This window comes from Shewanella sp. LZH-2 (genome assembly GCF_016859145.1).
In the GTDB taxonomy this organism is placed as follows: Bacteria; Pseudomonadota; Gammaproteobacteria; order Enterobacterales; family Shewanellaceae; genus Shewanella; species Shewanella xiamenensis.
In genome coordinates, this window is record NZ_CP069350.1 from 4,071,751 (window position 1) to 4,091,953 (window position 20,203).

General features: G+C 44.9%; 21 protein-coding genes. 9 read left to right on the top strand and 12 right to left on the bottom strand.

The window, feature by feature from the left end:
• A complete protein-coding gene (locus JM642_RS17880; RefSeq protein WP_037430174.1) occupies positions 1–525 on the bottom strand; it encodes a DUF3016 domain-containing protein in 525 nt (174 codons plus the stop codon).
• Between the two features lie 270 nt (positions 526–795).
• Here JM642_RS17880 and JM642_RS17885 point away from each other — a divergent pair, with 270 nt between their 5' ends.
• From JM642_RS17885 to JM642_RS17895, 3 genes are all read left to right on the top strand, one after another.
• Entirely contained in the window at positions 796–1,104 is a 309-nt protein-coding gene (locus JM642_RS17885) for a hypothetical protein (RefSeq protein ID WP_037414101.1), read from the top strand.
• Positions 1,105–1,274: 170 nt separating this feature from the next.
• On the top strand, positions 1,275–2,291 hold the full coding sequence (locus tag JM642_RS17890; protein ID WP_037431787.1) for an IS110 family transposase: 1,017 nt from the start codon (positions 1,275–1,277) through the stop codon (positions 2,289–2,291).
• 336 nt (positions 2,292–2,627) lie between these two features.
• On the top strand, positions 2,628–2,942 hold the full coding sequence (locus JM642_RS17895; protein ID WP_144345924.1) for a hypothetical protein: 315 nt from the start codon (positions 2,628–2,630) through the stop codon (positions 2,940–2,942).
• Between the two features lie 6 nt (positions 2,943–2,948).
• Here JM642_RS17895 and JM642_RS17900 read toward each other — a convergent pair whose 3' ends face one another.
• Positions 2,949–3,458 carry a DUF4240 domain-containing protein gene (locus tag JM642_RS17900; protein ID WP_037414022.1) on the bottom strand — a complete coding sequence of 170 codons (510 nt, stop codon included), beginning with the start codon at positions 3,456–3,458 and terminating at the stop codon, positions 2,949–2,951.
• A 125-nt stretch (positions 3,459–3,583) separates the two neighbouring features.
• On the opposite strand from JM642_RS17900, the gene JM642_RS17905 reads away from it, so the two are divergent.
• The 4 genes from JM642_RS17905 (at position 3,584) to JM642_RS17920 (ending at position 6,238) form a co-directional block, all read left to right on the top strand.
• Positions 3,584–3,967, top strand: a complete 384-nt coding sequence (locus tag JM642_RS17905) for a hypothetical protein (RefSeq protein WP_144375763.1) — start codon at positions 3,584–3,586, stop codon at positions 3,965–3,967.
• 72 nt (positions 3,968–4,039) lie between these two features.
• The gene (locus JM642_RS17910; protein ID WP_203432271.1) at positions 4,040–4,837 is read left to right on the top strand and encodes a response regulator; all 798 of its coding nucleotides are present in this window, start codon (positions 4,040–4,042) and stop codon (positions 4,835–4,837) included.
• A 96-nt stretch (positions 4,838–4,933) separates the two neighbouring features.
• Entirely contained in the window at positions 4,934–5,257 is a 324-nt protein-coding gene (locus JM642_RS17915) for an HU family DNA-binding protein (RefSeq protein ID WP_219848070.1), read from the top strand.
• 288 nt (positions 5,258–5,545) lie between these two features.
• A complete protein-coding gene (locus tag JM642_RS17920) occupies positions 5,546–6,238 on the top strand; it encodes a TorF family putative porin (protein WP_172591271.1) in 693 nt (230 codons plus the stop codon).
• 45 nt (positions 6,239–6,283) lie between these two features.
• On the opposite strand, the gene rimK is transcribed toward JM642_RS17920, so the two are convergent.
• The 4 genes from rimK to JM642_RS17940 form a co-directional block, all read right to left on the bottom strand.
• On the bottom strand, positions 6,284–7,189 hold the full coding sequence (gene rimK, locus JM642_RS17925) for a 30S ribosomal protein S6--L-glutamate ligase (protein ID WP_037414013.1): 906 nt from the start codon (positions 7,187–7,189) through the stop codon (positions 6,284–6,286).
• A 150-nt stretch (positions 7,190–7,339) separates the two neighbouring features.
• On the bottom strand, positions 7,340–9,061 hold the full coding sequence (locus tag JM642_RS17930) for a GGDEF domain-containing response regulator (RefSeq protein WP_203432272.1): 1,722 nt from the start codon (positions 9,059–9,061) through the stop codon (positions 7,340–7,342).
• A 9-nt stretch (positions 9,062–9,070) separates the two neighbouring features.
• Positions 9,071–9,505: a response regulator gene (locus JM642_RS17935; RefSeq protein ID WP_144375758.1), complete on the bottom strand. Its 435-nt coding sequence runs from the start codon at positions 9,503–9,505 to the stop codon at positions 9,071–9,073.
• Complete coding sequence (locus tag JM642_RS17940) at positions 9,502–11,655, bottom strand: CHASE domain-containing protein (RefSeq protein ID WP_203432273.1); 2,154 nt, start codon at positions 11,653–11,655, stop codon at positions 9,502–9,504. Before JM642_RS17940 ends, JM642_RS17935 begins: the two co-directional genes overlap by 4 nt.
• A gap of 310 nt (positions 11,656–11,965) precedes the next feature.
• Here JM642_RS17940 and JM642_RS17945 point away from each other — a divergent pair, with 310 nt between their 5' ends.
• Both JM642_RS17945 and JM642_RS17950 read left to right on the top strand, forming a co-directional pair.
• On the top strand, positions 11,966–12,142 hold the full coding sequence (locus JM642_RS17945; RefSeq protein ID WP_011621344.1) for a hypothetical protein: 177 nt from the start codon (positions 11,966–11,968) through the stop codon (positions 12,140–12,142).
• Positions 12,143–12,644: 502 nt separating this feature from the next.
• Entirely contained in the window at positions 12,645–14,000 is a 1,356-nt protein-coding gene (locus JM642_RS17950; RefSeq protein ID WP_069453686.1) for a flavohemoglobin expression-modulating QEGLA motif protein, read from the top strand.
• Positions 14,001–14,044: 44 nt separating this feature from the next.
• Here JM642_RS17950 and JM642_RS17955 read toward each other — a convergent pair whose 3' ends face one another.
• The 6 genes from JM642_RS17955 to JM642_RS17980 all read right to left on the bottom strand — a co-directional run bounded on the left by JM642_RS17955 (position 14,045) and on the right by JM642_RS17980 (position 20,200).
• Positions 14,045–15,487 (bottom strand): MBL fold metallo-hydrolase, encoded by a 1,443-nt coding sequence (locus JM642_RS17955; protein ID WP_144375755.1) that lies wholly within the window; start codon positions 15,485–15,487, stop codon positions 14,045–14,047.
• 117 nt (positions 15,488–15,604) lie between these two features.
• Entirely contained in the window at positions 15,605–16,342 is a 738-nt protein-coding gene (locus tag JM642_RS17960) for a DUF2927 domain-containing protein (protein ID WP_229778014.1), read from the bottom strand.
• Positions 16,343–16,478: 136 nt separating this feature from the next.
• On the bottom strand, positions 16,479–17,747 hold the full coding sequence (gene arsJ / locus JM642_RS17965; RefSeq protein ID WP_172588154.1) for an organoarsenical effux MFS transporter ArsJ: 1,269 nt from the start codon (positions 17,745–17,747) through the stop codon (positions 16,479–16,481).
• A 9-nt stretch (positions 17,748–17,756) separates the two neighbouring features.
• On the bottom strand, positions 17,757–18,770 hold the full coding sequence (locus tag JM642_RS17970; RefSeq protein WP_055648657.1) for an ArsJ-associated glyceraldehyde-3-phosphate dehydrogenase: 1,014 nt from the start codon (positions 18,768–18,770) through the stop codon (positions 17,757–17,759).
• A gap of 188 nt (positions 18,771–18,958) precedes the next feature.
• Positions 18,959–19,195: a thioredoxin family protein gene (locus JM642_RS17975; protein WP_203432274.1), complete on the bottom strand. Its 237-nt coding sequence runs from the start codon at positions 19,193–19,195 to the stop codon at positions 18,959–18,961.
• Positions 19,196–19,204: 9 nt separating this feature from the next.
• Positions 19,205–20,200: a permease gene (locus JM642_RS17980; RefSeq protein ID WP_069453691.1), complete on the bottom strand. Its 996-nt coding sequence runs from the start codon at positions 20,198–20,200 to the stop codon at positions 19,205–19,207.
• Positions 20,201–20,203: the final 3 nt, after the last annotated feature.

The window sequence follows — 20,203 nt, forward strand, 5'->3', positions numbered from 1 at the left end:
CTACAACTTAGGCGCAACGGTTTTTTTCAACCAATCGCTGAGCATTTTTGTTTCATACATAAATGGCTTGTCATTCACTGACTGAATGCCGGACATAAAGCCCATGTCGGAGAGTTTTTCATCCCCCGCGATGATCACTTTGTCATTTTCAAGCACTTGATAACTAAAGGTTATACGGGGTGGGTAAAGATCTTTTATCACCCGTAAATCATCAGCTGTCGCCCCAAAGGTTGGACGCATATCGCCCGCTAAGTCGACATCAGTAACTGTCATCTCCAACTTTTGGTTCGGTTTTAAGACTTTTACGGCTTCTTTATTGATATTTGTGGTTAAGGTATCGAATAAACGCTTTTCATAACGGGACTGAATTTCGCCCGAAGATTTAATATCACGAAAATCTTTTGGATTTTGCCAAACAATCTTCACCACTCCGTCTTCAGTCACAGGGTCAGTTTTCGCCTCATCGGCGGCCCACACACTACTGCAACTCAACACACCGGCGAGTAATAGGAACTGGACTTTCATATTTGCCTCCTAGGCCTAATAGTTTCTGCGTTATACCGTACAAAATCTAACCTGAACTCGAGCTTAATGCAAAACGCTCCCCTTAACAGCACATAATCAGTAAGCTTTTGTATAAATTAGTAAATATGATAGAAAATTTCAGATGATATCGTATCTTTTTGTATCCAATACCCAATAAGGGATAAAGTTATTAATTTGTGACTTTTTAACGCGCATATTACCTAAAAAAGTATTATCCTTCGCACACTGTTTTATGACCTCTAATTAAAAATGAAATTCCCCGTTGTACCTGTATTTGTATTGATCCTACTTTCCTGTTTTGCCAGCGCGATTTGGTTTATCTCCTCAGGGGAGAAAGACACGCGCCCAGAAACTTGGTCATCTTTTATTTATACCCATGGTTATGATTCAGGTAAGTATAAAAAAACTGATAATTTCAATAGCTATGAGGCCTGTCGAGACTTTGCCAAAGAGCAATCATCTTTTTACGATAACGTGCCTTGGGAATGCGGTCTAAAATGTGGTTTTGACTCCCGTAAACAGGGATTTCAATGCCAAGAGATGCGTAACGAGCAGTAAGGTTATGGTTCAGCCAAGGTTCAAGATATACCAGGTAAGCTTAATTTCTAAGCAATACCTTTGGTTTTGTTGGTCATGGATAATGGAATGGACCCATCCACTTTAAATCGGCCTCACAATGGGCCACGATGTAGTCGCTAAAACTCATCAGAAAGAGGACGGGTCCACCTATGAAGATTACTACAATCGGTTTAGATATCGCAAAGTCTGTTTTTCATGCTGTTGGCGTCGATAAAGCAGGCAAGTTAATTAAAAAGAAAATGCTTAGACGCAAAGACTTGCTGCCCTTTGTCGCTCAAATTGAGCCTTGTCTGATTGTGATGGAAGCCTGTAGTGGCGCAAATTACTGGACCAGAGAATTTGAGCTGTTGGGCCACAGCGTCAAGTTAATTGCTCCTCAATTTGTCGTGCCTTTTCGGCAAGGTAACAAAAATGACTACAATGATGCTTTAGCCATCGCGGAGGCTGCGCAGCGACCCAACATGCGGTTTGTAAAACCCAAAAGCGTCGAGCAGCAAGATGTGCAACTGCTCCACCGTATGCGCGAACGATTAACTAAGCAATCAACAGCCTTAATCAACCAAGTGCGAGGCATGTTAGCTGAATACGGCATCGTGATAGCCAAAAGTAAATCGGCTTTTAAAGTACAGTTTCCTGAGATTTTGACTAACGAAACCAATGCGCTGACTACCAAAGGTCGAACAATTTTTTATCAGTTATATGAAGAGTTTACAGATATAGAAAGACGGCTTAAGGATTGTGATACCCAAGTACTCACTGAAACGAAAAACAATGTGATTTGCCAGCGTTTAGAGACTATCCCAGGTATTGGTCCCGTCACCGCTACGGCCTTTTATGCGGCTGCTGGAGAGGGTAAAGACTTCAGTAATGGTAGACACTTTTCAGCTTGGTGTGGCTTGGTTCCCAAGCAACACAGCAGCGGAGGTAAAGATAACCTCCTTGGGATAAGCAAGCGGGGAAATGCGTATTTACGTACCCTGTTTATTCACGGCGCCAGAGCGGTGTTGCAGCACAGTTGTCATAAACAGGATAAATTTAGCTGCTGGGCAATACAGTTAGCAGAGCGCCGAGGTTTTAATCGAGCCTGTGTGGCCGTCGCCAATAAACTCGCGAGAATGGCATGGGTTATCGCGGCGCGTGAGGAAGAGTATCGGCTTCCAGTATAGTACTGAATAGATTCAATAAACGTGAATAATTAACCAACCAGCAAGTTGCTAAGACACTTGATTTGATGATGAGACAGTCAGACTGATCTACTAAAAACCTTAGTCGGGCATAGGCTCATTACGAAGCCGCAGGGATGATAAGGACTGTAGAAGCAGATATCCATCAGGGCCAGAGGGATCCCTCAATAACAGGCCGGATATATGGGTGCAATGAACTCTTCTCAAAATCGTTATCGAATGTCTTGCAAACCGGATGGGGCCATATATGCACGATGAAAGCCAAACGACGATTTAAAAACCAACCGAGTTCTGGTGATTTTAATTTGGAGTTTATCTATGAAGCTAAAAACGGCCCCCATACGCCATGTAGTGATAACAAAGTTTACCTTATGCACTCTGCTCACACTCAGCACACTGATTAGTTTATCCAGCCATGCTGCGACACTGACGGCCGAACAGCAACAAGCAGTAAAATCGCACTTCGATAAACTGGCTCAGTCACAGCAAGTTGCAGAGCAACGCCTGACTGAGCAGCTCGATCAAGAATTTACCCGCCAATTAGCACAGGAGGAGCATCAGTTCATGCGCCAAACGTGTACCCAATACGGCATGACCTTCGACGTTACCAGTAACGCATGTTTGCGCTCTTAGGGCGAATTAAAACGGAAAACGCGCACTAAGCTCAGGATATTGCTGTCTTAAGTCTTTGGGTTTAGTGCTAAATTTTTTGCCTACGGGAGTCGCTTTACCCGAAGGCATAAAAGGCAACTCTTTACCCGTTCGGTCTTCGTATAATTGCCCTGCAATAAGATCGTAATCTTCAATAAAGGGATAGGCATAACCATCCTTTTCTGGCCATGCGGTTAACTTCGCTAACGAATCAGGCTGGGCAATCACGGCCTCATAACGGGCTTGTCCAAGTGAAATCAGAAACGCGCGAAATTCGGCAAAGGCATAATCAGAATCACACCCCGTAATGATATAAGCCGCCCCCCAAACCGACCATAAATAACTTCGGCGCATCTGTTGACCAAACAGCTTATCAAAGACTTTTAGCTCTTCATCACTCAGTTTACTCAGTTTCAGCTTTAATGCCTCAACCAAAGACTCTTGGGATTGCGCTGGTTCACTGCGGGTCACTAAGTCCCAAAATTCTACTTCTGTCATCACTTAACCTAATGTTTAATACCCAAGCAAAGGCGTATTCTACATGATAATACGGTTATGCTGGACTCAGTTCTGGGCTTTTCCTACACTTGCTCCACTTCACATTAGCCAGTAACCCTAACTTTATGCCTAAACGCCTAATCCTATTGATAACCCTTTATACTCTGTTTGCCATTGTTGCCCTGCTACGTGCGGTTGCCACGGGTTCATTCGATCTCTTTAGCTTAGGTGTATTGCCCGTGTTGTTTGGCATACTGACACAAGCACCTTGGTCTAGCTTAGTGCTCAAAATTTATATTGGATTACAAACCTTAGGCCTGTCAGCACTTGGGGTTACTGCCATTATCGCCTATCAGATTACACCTCAAGACGTTAAAGTGGTGGTAGAGGGTCATAACATCCCGATGTTACCGCTGGTGCTGTCTATCATTGCCCTGCTATTAGTGCAGTACTGGATCGCATTTTCACGGGTAACCCGTGATTATTTAACCGCAAAATTGAAAGCTTGATTTAATATGTTGCGAAGCAGTTATTTCTCGCCTAAGTTAACGCCTTTCTAAAAAGCCCAATAGCTTGTGACTATGACTCATTTATCGCCTAACGAATTATCGATGCTTATTATTGAGCCATCGGAAACCCAGCGCCGCATTATCATCAAGCGCTTACAACAAGAAGGCATTGTTAGCATCGAAAATGCTGCCAATATTGAAGAGGCTAAAGGACTCATTGCTCGACACAAACCCGATCTCATTGCCAGTGCAATGCATTTTGAAGATGGAACAGCGACCGAGTTTTTGAACTACCTGCGCAGCAAAAGTGAATATAAAGATATTCAATTTATGCTGATCTCAAGTGAATGTCGCCGTGAACAATTGGAGATTTTCCGCCAGTCTGGCGTAGTCGCCATTCTGCCAAAACCTTTTAATGCCGAACACTTAGGCAAGGCGCTAAATGCGACCATCGATTTGCTCAGCCACGATGAACTCGACTTAAGCCACTTCGATGTGCACGATGTACGCGTGCTTGTGGTTGATGACAGTCGCATGGCACGTAATGTGATCAAGCGAACTATTGGTAATTTGGGGATAAAACTGATTACCGAAGTAGAAGATGGTGCGCAAGCCATTGAGTTAATGCGTCATAATATGTTTGATTTAATTATCACTGATTACAATATGCCCAGCGTTGATGGACTGGCATTAACGCAATTTATCCGCAATGAAAGTCAACAATCCCACGTGCCTATTTTAATGGTCTCGTCTGAGGCTAACGATACACATTTAAGTAATGTATCTCAGGCAGGGGTGAATGCCCTATGCGACAAGCCGTTCGAACCCAAATTGGTTAAGCAACTCTTATATCAGTTGCTCGAAGAATAAAACCTAAGTCACGAATGGCGCAAATACCCTCCAATTTTGTTACTTCGATGACACAAGCCCGCAGCAAAGGGCTTTCCAACGCTTTAACCTTGTGGCATGTTAGGCTCGCTGACTTACATAAATCTACGGAAAGAAGAGACAATAAAAATGAACAAAACTGAACTTATCGCCAAAATTGCAGAAAATGCCGATATCACTAAAGCTGAAGCAGCACGAGCATTGAAATCTTTCGAAGCGGCGATTACTGAATCAATGAAAAACGGTGACAAAATCTCTATCGTCGGATTTGGCTCCTTTGAAACAGCGACTCGTGCAGCTCGTACTGGTCGTAACCCACAAACGGGCAAAGAAATCCAAATTGCGGAAGCGACTGTACCTAAGTTTAAAGCGGGTAAAACCCTGCGTGATAGTGTGAACTAATTCGCTCGACATTGATTTTATAAAACGCCTCCTCTGTGAGGCGTTTTTTTGCCCTCACGAAAGTATGAAAGATGATTTTTTGCACAAGCACAGTGCAGCATCTGCTCCATTTCTGAGCAATAAAAAACATTTTTTTAACAAGGTTTTTTTAAACAATTGTTTTTAAAACGATTAAAATAATGGCATGTGATTAGCAACTCCCTTATCAGAAAAAACCATGATGCACCAATGCCGCCGTATTTAAGTGGCATGAGTGAATCGATAAATAAGTCAATCGAGGGGATGAGTATGAGAAAATCACTGTACAGCGTTTTGGCATTATCGACGGGATTATTACTAACCACTAACGTCTTTGCGGCGGTATCCGGCAATATTGGCGGCACATCAAACTATCTATGGCGCGGAGTGACTCAAACCAATGATGCGGTGGCGATCCAAGGCGGTCTTGACTACAATCATGACTCAGGATTTTATGCGGGTACGTGGGCATCAAATGTCGATTTTGGCAATGACACTAGCTACGAGTTAGACCTCTATGCTGGTTACGGTGGCAACATCACCGACGATCTCAGCTATGATTTTGGCTATCTCTATTATGCCTACCCCGATGCCGAAGGCAGCATCGATTTTGGTGAGCTCCACGGGGCTATTACCTGGAAGTGGGTCGAACTCAGTTATTCCCACGTGATCAATGCGGGTGATGACGTAGCGGCGGAACCACTCGATAACAAAGATATGAGTTATCTTGCCGCCACAGCATCTTTCCCTTTAACCGAGAAACTTAGCCTGTCATTCCACTATGGCTACTCCACGGGCGATGTGGTTGAAGCTTGGTTTGGTGAGGATAACTATGCCGATTACAACGTAACACTTAGTGCAGATACCAGCATGGGCACAGTCTCTTTTATGGTATCAGATACTGATCTGGCTGATGACGATGCTAAAATCGCTTTAGGTTACTCCTATAGCTTTGATTTATAAAATAAAGAACTAAGAAACACGCCGCGTTAATCGCGGCGTATTTTATTAAGCGATCACCGCCCGATTCGACTTACGTGCTAACACCATTTTCTCAATATATTCCACAATAGGCTCAGTTACCGAAATACCCGTAGTTTGCTCAATACCTTCGATACCGGGAGCTGAGTTCACCTCAAGGATCAACGGGCCACGATTCGAACGTAAAATATCCACGCCTGCAACGACTAATCCCATCGCTTTAACAGCGGCAACGGCCATCTTGCGCTCTTCTGGCGTAATTTTCACTTTTTCACCACAGCCGCCTAAGTGTAAGTTTGAACGAAAATCGCCCTCTGGCCCCTGACGCTTCATCGAGGCCACCACTTTATCACCCACCACAAAACAGCGAATATCACTGCCGTTGGACTCTTGAATATACTCTTGCACCAAAATATTGGCTTTGAGCCCTAAAAAGGCTTCAATCACGCTCTCAGCGGCGGTTTTCGTTTCCGCTAATACCACCCCAATCCCCTGCGTACCTTCGAGTAACTTGATCACTAAAGGAGCACCGCCCACCATATTAATGAGATCAGGAATATCATTGGGTTTATTGGCAAATCCAGTGATAGGCATACCAATGCCTTTGCGTGAAAGTAATTGCAGAGCACGTAACTTATCCCGCGAGCGTGCTATCGAAATTGAATCGTTGGCGGCAAATACACCCATCATTTCAAACTGGCGCACCACAGCGCAGCCATAAAAGGTCACACTGGCATGAATACGCGGAATAATGGCATCAAACCCTGTTAATTCTTCTCCCTGATAATGAATGCTAGGTTTAACGGAATTAATATTCATGTAGCAATTCAAGGTATTAATCACCACAGCCTCATGACCACGGCTTTCGCAGGCGGCCACTAAACGGCGGGTGGAATACAATTCTGGAAACTGAGATAAAATACCGATTTTCATTACTAAATGACCAAATTAAACACAGTGATTGAAGCTCTGAGCACATTGCATCAGAAAGGGGCGCTGATATTTGTCTATTGCTCAGTGTAAAGCAAGAAAATATTCCTCACCAGACGAAAACCTAAGCCTTAGTCAAACGTAAGATAATCTTCACAATTTAGTGACTAACGGTGTAATGAACCTTGCTTCAAATTCGCTTGCCTCTAGAGGACGAGAAAAGAAGTATCCCTGTAATAGATTGCAGTGTCTTACTGTACAAAACTCCGCTTGCTCGATGGTTTCAATTCCCTCGGCAACAGAGGTGACGTTAAAGCCATAGGCAAAGTTAAGCAACGCTGTGAGTAAACGAGTGTCCTTTTCGTCCTTATCGTAAGAAGCAATAAAACTTTTATCGATTTTTAACACGCTGATGGGGAACAACTTTATATGTTCAAGGGATGAAAATCCGGTACCAAAATCGTCCAACGCAAATCGCACTCCAAGTTGGGCTATTTTATCGAGGATCTTGGCATGTTCATGGGGTTCTTCAATCAAACAGTTTTCGGTAATTTCCAACTCAAGTGCACTGGGCGCTAGTCCTGTCACATTAAGAACATGGGCGATTTTCTCATATAAGTTGATATGCCCAATTTGAGATGCAGATAAGTTCACGGCAATGGTAAAGCGATGCGCTGTTGGAGCTAATTGGCTCAGCCAATATTGGGCCTGTCGGCAAGCTTCATACAATACCCAGTCACCGATTTCTTCCATTAACCCAATGTCTTCCGCTATGGGCAAAAATTGGTCAGGAGAAATCAAACCATCTTCGGGATGCTGCCAACGAATTAACGCTTCCATTCCCACCATATGGTGTGTTTGCGCGTCAACTTGCACCTGATAATAAACCTTAAACTGATTCTGCCTTAAGGCCATTTTTAAGCTGGACTCGATATGATTGCGGTAGCGGACTTCTTTATCTAGCGCCTCGGAATAAAACTGGATCTGATTGCGCCCCATTTTCTTAGCACGATACATGGCGATATCGGCGCATTTCATTAACTCAGAGCTATCGGAGGCGGCTTCATTATAAAATGCCACGCCAATACTGGCGCCAATCATCACATCGTTATCTCCAAGGCAAAACACTTCTTCAAAAGCTTTAAGTAGACGGTTAGCCACTATCATGGGGAAATATTTGTAGTCATTGTCAGTCACTAACACCACAAATTCATCCCCGCCTAAACGAGCAATGACATCACCATCCCGTAATACGGCACTGAGTCTCGATGCGACTTTCACCAACAAAATATCACCTGTCTGGTGACCTAACGTGTCATTAATCGCTTTAAAATCATCAAGATCAAGTAAAATCACGGCTAAAAAATCATTACTGCGTTTTGCTCTTGCAATGGCGCGATTTAAACACAGCTCAAATCCATAACGATTCATCAATTTGGTGAGTGAATCGTGCTCCGCCAGTTCTTTCAGTTTTTGATGGCTATGTCGTAGGGCAAGTGCCATTGAGGCGCGCTGTTTAGCGTAACGAATTGAACGACTCAGGATTCTTGAGTTAACTTCATCTTTAAGTAAGAAATCTTGGGCACCTAACTCAATACAACGCTGAGCGAGTTTTTCATCTTCGTAACGGCTCAACATCACCACCACAGTTTGATCTTGAGTCATAGAATTGAGCTTGATAAGCACTTCTAAGCCATTAGCATCGGGCAATAGGTAATCGAGTAGAATCCCGTCAAAATGACGCTCCAAGGCAAGATTCAATCCATCAAAAGCACAGTTTGCCTCAACCACATTAAAAGCTAACTTGGACTGTCGTAGCGCTCGAATAATAGCGGTTCTATCAACTTCATCATCATCGATAAGTAGTAAATCCATATACACATCCTATACGCTTGGAAGCTCAACGATGCGCCAGTAGCCTTCCAACATATTAAAAATATTGTGGAAACCATCTTTAATATCTGTTTTAACCATGTAACCAGCCACATGGTGACGGTAGGCTCTCATCCGATCTTCATCGGTACTAGAAGTCGTCAGCATAAACACAACGGAAGAAGACAACGTCGGATCAGAACGAATATGTTCAAGAAATTCAAAACCATTCATTCTGGGCATATTGAGATCGAGCAAGATCAAGTATGACCCCTTGATAGCGTTGGTATGCGTCAGAATTGAAAGTGCTTCAAGCCCATCCCTCGCGCGCACAAGAGGATTAAGCAAACGCAGTTGCTTCATCGCCCTCTGCACCGCCATATAATCCACATCATCATCATCAACTAACAGAATGGTCACTTGTTTATAGTCATGGCTATTACTCATACCGCCTCCTTGTTGACTATGTGCATCGGCCAGCTAAACCTAAAGCAACAACCTCGCCCCGCTGATTCAAGTAGAATTTCTCCCCCTAGACTTTCAACCGTCTTTTTGACAAGCGACAATCCCAAACCGCTTCCCTCGACTTCATCTCTTGGTCTAAGAGTTTGAAACATTTCAAATACTTTCTGGTGAAACGGGGCAGAAATTCCAGGTCCATCATCAATCACGCTAAACCAGTAATAGTGGCCTTTTGTTTCACATTGCACCTTAAGTACACCAGCACCTCTATCATGGTGTTTAATGGCATTGCTAATTAAATTCCGAACGACTAATTCTAAGAGCGTTTTAACCGTTTTAAATCGTGGAAAATTACCTTCGATGACCAATTCAAATCCCTGAGGCGGAGCGACCAAAGCGAACATATCTTCGACCAGTTGCCGACAATCGGTGTCAACCATTTCAATATCAACACGCCCAATGCGTGAAAACGTTAACAACCCGTCGAGTAATAACACCATTCTCTGGATACGATTCTGAATTAAGCCTAAGTATTTTTGGACATTTTCATTAGTGTTATCAGCAAGATCTTCACTTAACCAATGGGTTAGTTGCTCAATACCTCTGAGGGGCGACTTCAAGTCATGGGAAGCAATATAGGCAAATCTATCTAGCTCTTGATTAATACGTTCCAATTCTGCCGTATGCTCGATACGCTGTGCTTCAATCCGCTTACGTTCAGAAATATTATTGATCGTCGTTAAAATGTAGATCCCATTACTAAAGTGAATAGGAGTTAATCCGACCTCGATCGCCAAACGTGTACCATCTTTGCAGCAACCAAACAGATCATCCCGCATCGACATATTCTTCGCGATGGGATGAAGCAGATAATGAGATAGATGTTTTTGATGGATTTCCCTCAGCGACTCAGGTAGTAACATATTAATTGAACGTCCAAGTAACTCCTCCCTCGTATAACCAAAAAGCCTTTCGGCATGGGTATTGACTAAGGTTATCGCGCCTGTTTTATCAACCATAAACAGTGCACTCGGAGAAGCCTCGATGACTAGACGAAAGCGTTTTTCATTGGCAATTAATTCGGCGGTTAACATTGACTCTTGGTAACGGTTACGAGCCATACTGATCACTGCATAAAGTAAGGCAAGAATAAAGGCGCAGCCAATCACTTGCAGCCACATACTTTGGGTTTGCTCTGCAATTGAAATAAAGCGCGACTCAGAAGAAACATCTATTCGCCAAACTTGCCCTTCCATGTTTTCTAGTTTTGATTGATAAAAAACATCCTTCGGAGAGGGAAGCGCTTTGTGGGAACTAAACATTAAACTGGCATGATTTGCCTCTGAACCATCATAAATGGCAAGTTTTAGACCGGAAAAACGTTTTCCCATAATGCCCTGCATTAAATTATCCATCCGAAAAGGTGCGTAAACCACACCTATCGCTTGCTGTAGACGTTCCGCTTCTGTCACGGGTTGACCATGATAAAAAGGAACATACATCAATACACCAGCCTGAGAATTATCGGGCGTTTCCTGCACTAAGGTAACTTTGCCAGACACCTTAACTTGTCCCGAAGCAATAGCGTTTAGAATTGCAGTCCGACGAGTTGATTCGGAACACATGTCAAAACCAAATGCCCGTTGATTTCGCCAGTCGAATGGTTCTAAATATTTGATAACACAGTAAAGCTCTCTATTACCTGTGGGTGTGACGCGAAAATCAGTAAATCCCTCCTGTTGGACTTGCTGTGTAAACTCATCCAAGGATGTTGGCATCACTAGTTGAGCAAAACCAATACCTTGAATCCCTGGGTAATAATCGGATAAACGCGCATTAGCGACATAAATTTGCCATTCACTGCGAGTGACGCCGTTGGAGGACAAAAAAAGCCCTACTCCACCACGTAAAACTTGCTCATAGGCCATCATTCTTCGGGTAACAGCTTCAGACAACTCCTGAACATGATTATTAAATCGCTCTTCGCCTCGATCCCGTAAATACTCTTGAAGAACAAACCAAGAAATGCCCATAAACGTGAACGCAGCAAGTAACATTAGCCAACTTGAACGAGCCATACTGATAAAAAAGCTTTTTGAAGGGGTGAAAGATTCGGGAAAACGCTCCGTGTCCATATTGGCTTCCCTAGCACAGTTACATTTGTGTTGTCTCTCCCAAGTGTTGTTCGATTTTTGGTCAAATTCAAGTTTGACCGACAATTTAACTAGGACTTAGCATCAATATAAAAATAAAGTGTTATGCGCTAAATCACAAAATTCAGCAAAAACTTAAATAGCCTTAACTCCCCTAAAAATCCAGTAATGCCATAGGAGTAACACACTGTCGTATGGGAAAAAAAATTTGCGTTTATGAGTAAAATTTTTTGCTTTTCTGCCACACTCTTTTTAGATAGAAAGGCGTTAGGAACAACATGAGGAATTCGTTATGGCTCATATTACTGAAGTCGTGCCCAACGATACTGAAATTGAGGCAATGACCACCCCTAGAAATAGCAAAGCAGCAGAGGCAATGCAGCATAAGCGTGAAATCAAGAAACGCTTAGAAGATTATCTCGAACGTGCCGAATTACGACGCGCATTAGGAGATGATGACTTTTTCTAAACTTCCTACTCCCATAAGGCATTATGGTCGTTTAAGTTCACGACTGTTATCCAAACCTTCACCCAGCTCCTTGGGGCTGGGTGCAACCGTTAACACTGATTTACCAAGCCGACTTTTCCTCATTTTATAAACCTGTGTCAGCCTAGTTTTATCAGCTACCGTTAAATCGGCACCACCAACACATGCACTGCTGCATCGTTTCTCAAATAGCACAGTGCAGCCATAATCATCTCACACAGACTTTATAACCTTTTAGCATAAGCTAATTAGTCTTAATCTCATTGGGATAACACAATATTTAACAGTTACTTGCATAAAAAATCTTCGCCATTTTCAGGCTAAAACAATTCATATTGCACCAAAATGATTCACTAAATCGATAGCAGATAAGATACTTAATCGACAAGATTTAATTGTTCTGGGTAAGAAACCTATAAAAACAACGACTTTACCGCTATGATTGAACTAATTTTAGCGCCTAAGTAGCAACAGGATTTCGGGAATGTCAGAGTCATTAGCCCAGTACCAAGAAGATTTACGTCGCTTTTCCGATGAGCTGATCCGCATTCAAACCCCGATCAAGATTTTAGACGCCATCAAATGGCCACGGGAAATGGAGGAGCGTTTTCTTTCTAGTAAAGGCACGGTTCTGCCAGCAATTACACAGGATTTTTATCAAAAAATTGCTCTGCCCTTCGATCCCGTAAAAACACAGGCTGAATTACTTTCTCTCAAACAAGACATTCATCGACGTTTAGGCAAAAAAGACAAGCTGGGCAAGATATTAGTCGCTAACGTAGACCAGTATCGTCTGGTGGTCGATATGCTGGGTCATCGAGGGACCCCTGTCTTTGGTCAGCTTAGCCAAGAACTCTACGGCAGCGCCAGCCACAGATTACATGGCGATCGCCACACTCTGCGTCAATTGGGCGATAAACTCAGTTATATCTTCTCATTGCCCGCTGCGCGGCATATGAATAAGCATCACCCTAAAATCATCAGTGCCCCCGAAGCCGTGAATGTGCTGAGCCAGCGATTGGAAAAATACTTCCATAGCGATGACATGCGGGTGCGTTTGAGTGACGGGATTGTGTCTGACGCCGCAGTGGGGGGCGATACGGTCAAACTCAATAGTAAGGCCATGTTCAGCGAGTCAGATCTCAATGTGTACGAAGTTCATGAAGGTTGGGTGCATGTGGGCACCACCCTGAATGGTCGGGCTCAACCCCATGCTACTTGGCTCAGCGTCGGCTCACCCCGCGTAGCTGCCACCCAAGAAGGGCTTGCTGTATTACTCGAAATGCTCACCCTAAGCTCAAACCCAGGCCGTGCCCGCCGTATTAGCGACCGTGTCGCAGCGGTAGATATGGCGGAAAATGGGGCCAACTTTATTGAAGTATTTAACTATTTTAGAGAGTTAAATCTTAGCGCTAAGGATAGTTATCGAGTCACACAAAGGGTGTTTCGTGGCGGTATGGTCGAAGGCGGCAGCTTTTTTACCAAAGATATTTCCTATGTGCGTGGTTATGTTGAGAACATCAACTTTATCCGCAGCGCCATCACATCGGGTTTACCCGAACTTATCCCTATGCTGTTTTTAGGCAAACTCGCCATTGAGGATATTCCTGTTCTCTATCAAGCCTGCCAAGAAGGCATAATTACGCCACCAAAATATTTACCGCCCATGTTCGACAACTTTAGCGGTTTGTATGCTTGGTTTGGTTTCGCCTCAGGATTAGCAGGAATCGATCTGAAAGGGGTGCAACGTCACTTCACTCGCCTATTTAAAGATGTGCCTAGTATCGATCCAAGCTTAGAGTTATTCGACGATACAGAGTTTGATAATAACTCAGACTAATCAAGTCATTTTGCCACAGCCCTCTTCGGGCTGTGGCCTATCGCTTAAGTTGTTATCCACATCAGTTTGGGTAAGGCGTTCAAATCCAACTTATCGCCACGGGTGGCAATAGCCAGTGCCTTAGGTTTAGTTTTCGGATCTTGATTCATGACAGTCACTAATCCCTGTTGTGCTTGGGCCTCGCCATGCACTAGCACTAAAGGTGGTTGATCTTCAAAGTGCCGATACCAACGTAGCAACTCTGCCTGATCCGCATGGGCGGATAAGCCTCCGACGGTATGTAACTTGGCGGCAACTTTGACGCTATTACCATGGATAGTGAGCTCCTCAGCGCCATCGACCAAGGCTCGTCCAGGCGTGCCAAGCGCTTGGAAACCACAGATAATCACATCACATTCTGGCCGCCACAGATTATGTTCCAAATGACTACGGATACGGCCACCATTACACATGCCGCTACCCGCAATAATGATCAAGCCCTGATGCACATCATTTAATGCGATAGACTCTTCAGTAGTTTGAATAAATTCGACATTCGATAATAAGGGATGTTGCCCCGGGTGCTGGCGAGTAAAACGCTTAAAATCATCATCCATTAACGGATAGTTATTAACATATACTCGTGTTGCCTCAATCGCCATTGGACTATCGAGGCAGACTTTCCAGCGAGATAAATCCCAATCTTTAGCATATAAATGAAATAGATATAAAAGCTCCTGCGCTCGCCCTACTGAGAAGGCTGGCAAAAGAATATTACCGCGGCTCTCGGTGACTGCCTTAGCAAAAATCGCCTTTAATTCGGCCAGAGTATCAGTCCAGCTTCGGTGGAAACGATCGCCGTAGGTGCTTTCCATTAACACTAAATCTGCAGTGTCGACTAAGGTGGGATTACGTAATATCGGCATACCCGCCCGGCCAAGATCACCACTAAAGACGATTTTCTTCTGGGACTTACCTTCGCCTAACCATAGCTCCACTAAGGCAGAACCTAAAATATGCCCCGCATCTGAGAGGCAAATATCCACATGGGGAATAACCTGAGTCACTTGGCCGTATTCCAGCGGCACAAATTGACTAATGGCCTGTTCGGCATCTTCGACGGTGAACAGTGGCTCTAGGGGGTCAAGATCATGTTTAGCGCGCTTTTTATTGATTCTTTCGGTGTCGCGCACCTGCAGCATCGCCGCATCTTTAAGCATGATCGCGCACAGCTCTGCTGTGGCTTTATGGGTGTAGATTGGCCCATCAAAACCCGCTTTGACTAAGAGTGGTAAACGCCCTGAATGGTCGATATGAGCATGGCTTAGCACAACCGCGGAAATAGACTCAGGATCGAAGGTGAAGGGCTCATGGTTACGCAATTCATCCGCTTTACCACCTTGGATTAAACCACAATCGAGTAATAAGTGTTCATGATCGACCGAGAGCAAATGGCATGAGCCGGTCACTTCCTCTGTCGCCCCTAAAAACTGCAGTGTCATCCGCATGGTGTGCCTCCAACGTGATTACCTCGTATAAAGCTAGACTATGCCCTTATTCCTAAAACAAAAAGCAATAATTAGTCGCATGCGAGCAATGTCAACTTTTGCCGTAACACTTAAGCATCAATAACCTAATAACGGGTACAACTCACCTTGGCGCACGGTTTTATCGGCATTGATTAAGGTGCCATCACGCTGCCATTGAGCGAGTTGATCTTGAATGATGGGTTGCACTTCTTTTGCCGTCATCCCCGCGTTAATCTGGCGACTGTAGAGTAATTTCAGCAAAATATAATCGAGCCCAGTGAGTAAGTCCTGCGGGGTTTTATCGTTAAAGATGGACGGAAATACTTTTTCAGAATCATTGGGTAACCCAAGTACTTGGGTGATTTCTTCGACGATACAAGCCACTAATTTACCATGCATTTTTGCCTGATCCACGGGAATAATTACCCAGGCGCGCTCAATCTCATTCTGAGAGTTGAGGGCAAATTTGCCCATACAAACAGAGCCATGAATATTACTGGCTGCACTCGCGCCCATGAGGCGCATCACCTCATCGGCCCATTGGGATTGGCGGGTAAAGACTAAATGTAAATTAGCCTCTTCGAGCTTATCTACCTGCAAAATACTGTGACCCGTGATTTGCGCAAGATGACTTAGATGCATCTGCACCAATTGCGCATGCAGTGCATTGTCGCCAACTTGGTGCTCAACAAAGACGCGCACGGGTTTTTGCCATTTTCGTACTCGGTGCTTATCTTTATCGTATTCATTTTTAAGGGCTATCTCATCGAAAGCTTGGTTGATGTAGGCTGGATTTTTCCAATCTCGAATGGATGTTGAAGCGAGATTGGGCATGTCGGCCTCTTTGGGACTTAACGTTGGGGAAACCGATGCACAGAGTGGCGCAACAAAGGCTGCAAGTAGTGAAACAATACAGGCTAAGCCAATCGAACTCTTCCCCTTGAAGTGCTTTCGCCAGATTAACATCTTGTTATTCCTTCGATTGTCGAGGCAACTTAATAGAAATCAAGGCCGTAGTCGCGATAAAGGCTGTCGACATCCATAAGCAGGCCACCAGCCCATGACTCTGATACACCCAGCCAGAAAGCACGGTTCCCACCAAACGCCCCATAGCGTTAGCCATATAATAAAATCCAACATCGAGGGATACCGCCTCTTCGCTGGCATAACTCACAATCAAATAACTGTGCAGCGACGAGTTCACCGCAAACAGAGCACCAAATAGCATTAAGCCCAGCAACAAACTGGCTTCAGGGTAAAAACTGAACTGTATCGCGCTGGCAATCAATGCTGGGATAAAGGCCAAGATACTGGCCCAAATTAACGCGCTGCGACCATCGGGTACTGCACCGACGGCTAAGCTTTGGTGTTGGTGATTGCCAGTGATCTTAGGCGCCAAGGTTTGTACTATACCGTAGCCGATAACCCACACAGCTAAAAAGCCGCCTACCGCCCAATGATCCCAGCCAAATTTACTCGCTAGATACACAGGCAGCGCCACCACAAACCACACATCCCTGGCGGCAAACAGGAATAATCGTGCCGCCGAGAGAATGTTCACACTGCGACTCTTAGAGAAAATCTCCGTAAATTTAGGCTTATTCTTGGCTTTACCTAAATCCTTCTTCAGCATCACTAAGCTAAGTAGCCATACGAGTCCGAGCATACTCGCCATAGTGGCGATCGCCAGCTCAAATCCAAGTAAGGCAAGCAAAACACCACCGAGGAAAAATCCCGCGCCCTTGAGGGCATTTTTAGAACCCGTTAACAAGGCAACCCACTTATAAAGCTTGCCCTGCTCGCCTTTTGGTACTAGCAGTTTGATCGCGCTTTTAGCACTCATCTTATTGAGATCTTTAGCAACTCCAGAAAGCGCCTGCGCCGCCATCACCCAAGGCACGCCCGCGAGCCACAGCGGTAAACTGGCGGCAGGTACCAATAACATTCCTAATGCCAACACCTGCATACCAAGACCCAGATTCATGGTGCGATTTAACCCTAAACGCGCACCGAGATAGCCGCCCACCAGATTGGTTACGACGCCAAAAATCTCATAGAATAAGAACAACATCGCAATCGCGAATGGCGTATAACCGAGATCGTGAAAATGCAGCACCACCAACATCCGCAGCGCGCCGTCGGTTAAGGTAAAACTCCAATAATTGAAGGTGATCAGCAAATATTGCCGCACGGCGGCGGGCAATTGCATCAGTTGTTCAAATAGCTTGGCAGCAGGCACTATGCTCTCCTAAAGTGGCACATCAAGCTGACCGACTAAACGGGCGAGCTCTGCCGTACGGTTGGCATATCCCCATTCATTGTCGTACCACACGTAGAGTTTTAGCTGAGTACCATTCACCACCATGGTCGAGAGCGCATCGACAATGCTCGAACGCGGATCGGTTTTGTAATCCACCGACACCAGCGGCCGCTCTTCATAGCCTAAAATCCCCTTAAGCTCGCCCTCAGCGGCGGTTTGTAGCAGCGCATTCACTTCTTCTTCGGTCACGCTGCGTTCAAGCTCAAATACACAATCGGTTAGAGAGGCATTGGCGAGCGGCACCCGCACGGCGTGGCCATTTAGCTTGCCCTTAAGCTCAGGGAAAATATGGGTAATCGCCGTCGCGCTGCCAGTGGTGGTTGGGATTAAACTCAAACCACAGGCGCGGGCGCGACGTAAATCTTTATGTGGCGCATCGAGAATGGTTTGAGTGTTAGTAATATCGTGGATAGTCGTCATAGAACCGTGTTTGATGCCGATCTGCTCGTGGATCACTTTAACCACAGGCGCAAGGCAGTTGGTGGTACAGGAAGCCGCGGTCACAATCGGATGAATAGCCGGATCGTACAACTGGTGATTCACCCCCATCACCACATTTAACACTCCTTCCTCTTTGACGGGCGCAGTGACTACAACCCGCTTAACACCTTGATCTAAATAAGCTTGTAATAAGGCTTTGGTTTTCATCACCCCAGAGGCTTCAATCACTACATCGCATCCCGCCCAATCGGTCTCGGCAATCGTTTTATTACGTGTGGTGCGAATGCTTTTATCTTGAATGTGGATCTGATCATTACTCGCCGTCACGGAATAACACCAGCGGCCATGGACAGAATCAAACTCAAGCAAATGGGCTAAGGTGGCCGCATCCCCCGCCGGATCGTTAATCTGCACAAACTCCACCTCATCCCAGTCCCATGCCGCGCGCAGGGCTAAACGCCCCATACGGCCGAAGCCATTAATGCCGATTTTGATTGCCATGATGATATTCCAATATGCTGTTTTTAAATTTATATTGTTAATTTTTAATATGTTATGAATAAGACGGACTTTTTACTTAAGCGATTACATCGCCATTGCCACCCCTAATAGATGACAATGGCGCATCTTGTTAACAACCATTATTGCTAGGCCAAAGCAAGCCTTGATTGGCTAAAATGGGTTCTAATTTACTCCCTTAGCCATCCTTCAATTTCATCTCGGGTCGGTACTGAGCCGCTGTGGATTAACTCACCATCGATCACAACCGCTGGGGTTTTCATTACCTTAAATTTCAATAGGGTTTGCGGATCGGCATCCTTTTTCACAATCACATCTATGCCCATTTCTTCAGATATATCCGCAATCATTTCAGCGGTTTTACTACATTTAGCGCAACCACTACCTAATACTTTGACTTGTTTCATGTTATTTCCTTAAAGATACGGTGCTGCAAAATTAAACATCCAACCTACTAACGTAAATGCCGTTAATAGCACAATCAACAGCAGCGCCAACAGGCGCCACTGCATAACTTGTTTGAGTAAAATAAATTCGGGGAAACTGGCTGCCACAGTGCTCATACAAAATGCTAGCGTAGTGCCAATTGGCAGACCGTTTGCTAGCAAGCTTTCCATGACAGGAATAATGCCTGTCGCATTCGAATAAAGGGGAATGCCGATTAATACAGCCGCGGGCACTGACCACCATTGACCTTGGCCTAAGTGGGTTTCAACCCAACCCTCAGGTACAAAACCGTGCAGGGCAGCGCCAAGACCTACGCCGATAATGACCCACTTCCAGACGCGGCCAAAAATATCAATCGCCTCAGCTTTGGCAAATTGGTGACGTTCAGAAAAAGAGAGGGCTCGCTGAGTCGTTGAAACAGCATTTGATGCTGTCATCTGACGCCCACGGACGAGGGCTTCGGCGGCGAAGGATTGCAACCAACGCTCAGCCTTCATCGCATCTAGCAATAATCCGCCGAGCATACCCACTGCCATCCCCACAACCACATAGAGCAAGGTAAATTTCCAACCGAGTAAACTCATTAGTAATAGGACAGCAACTTCATTGATCAAAGGTGAAGTGATCAAAAAGGCCATAGTAATCCCAAGGGGAATACCCGCCGAGGTAAAACCTAAAAACACTGGTATGCTAGAGCAAGAACAAAAAGGCGTGATGGCGCCAAAAATCGACCCCAGCAAATAACCCACGCCCTTATTCTTGCCCGCTAAATAATTGCGGGCTCGCTCAACATCTAAGGACGCCCGCAGCAGGGCGATCACATAAATCATCACCACCAGCAATACGAAAATTTTACTGACATCTTCTACAAAAAAATGCACTGCGTCGCCCAAGGCCGAACCCGCATCGAGGCCAAACACGCCAAACACTAGCCAAGTCGCAAAATCAGTAAATATTTGGAACATATC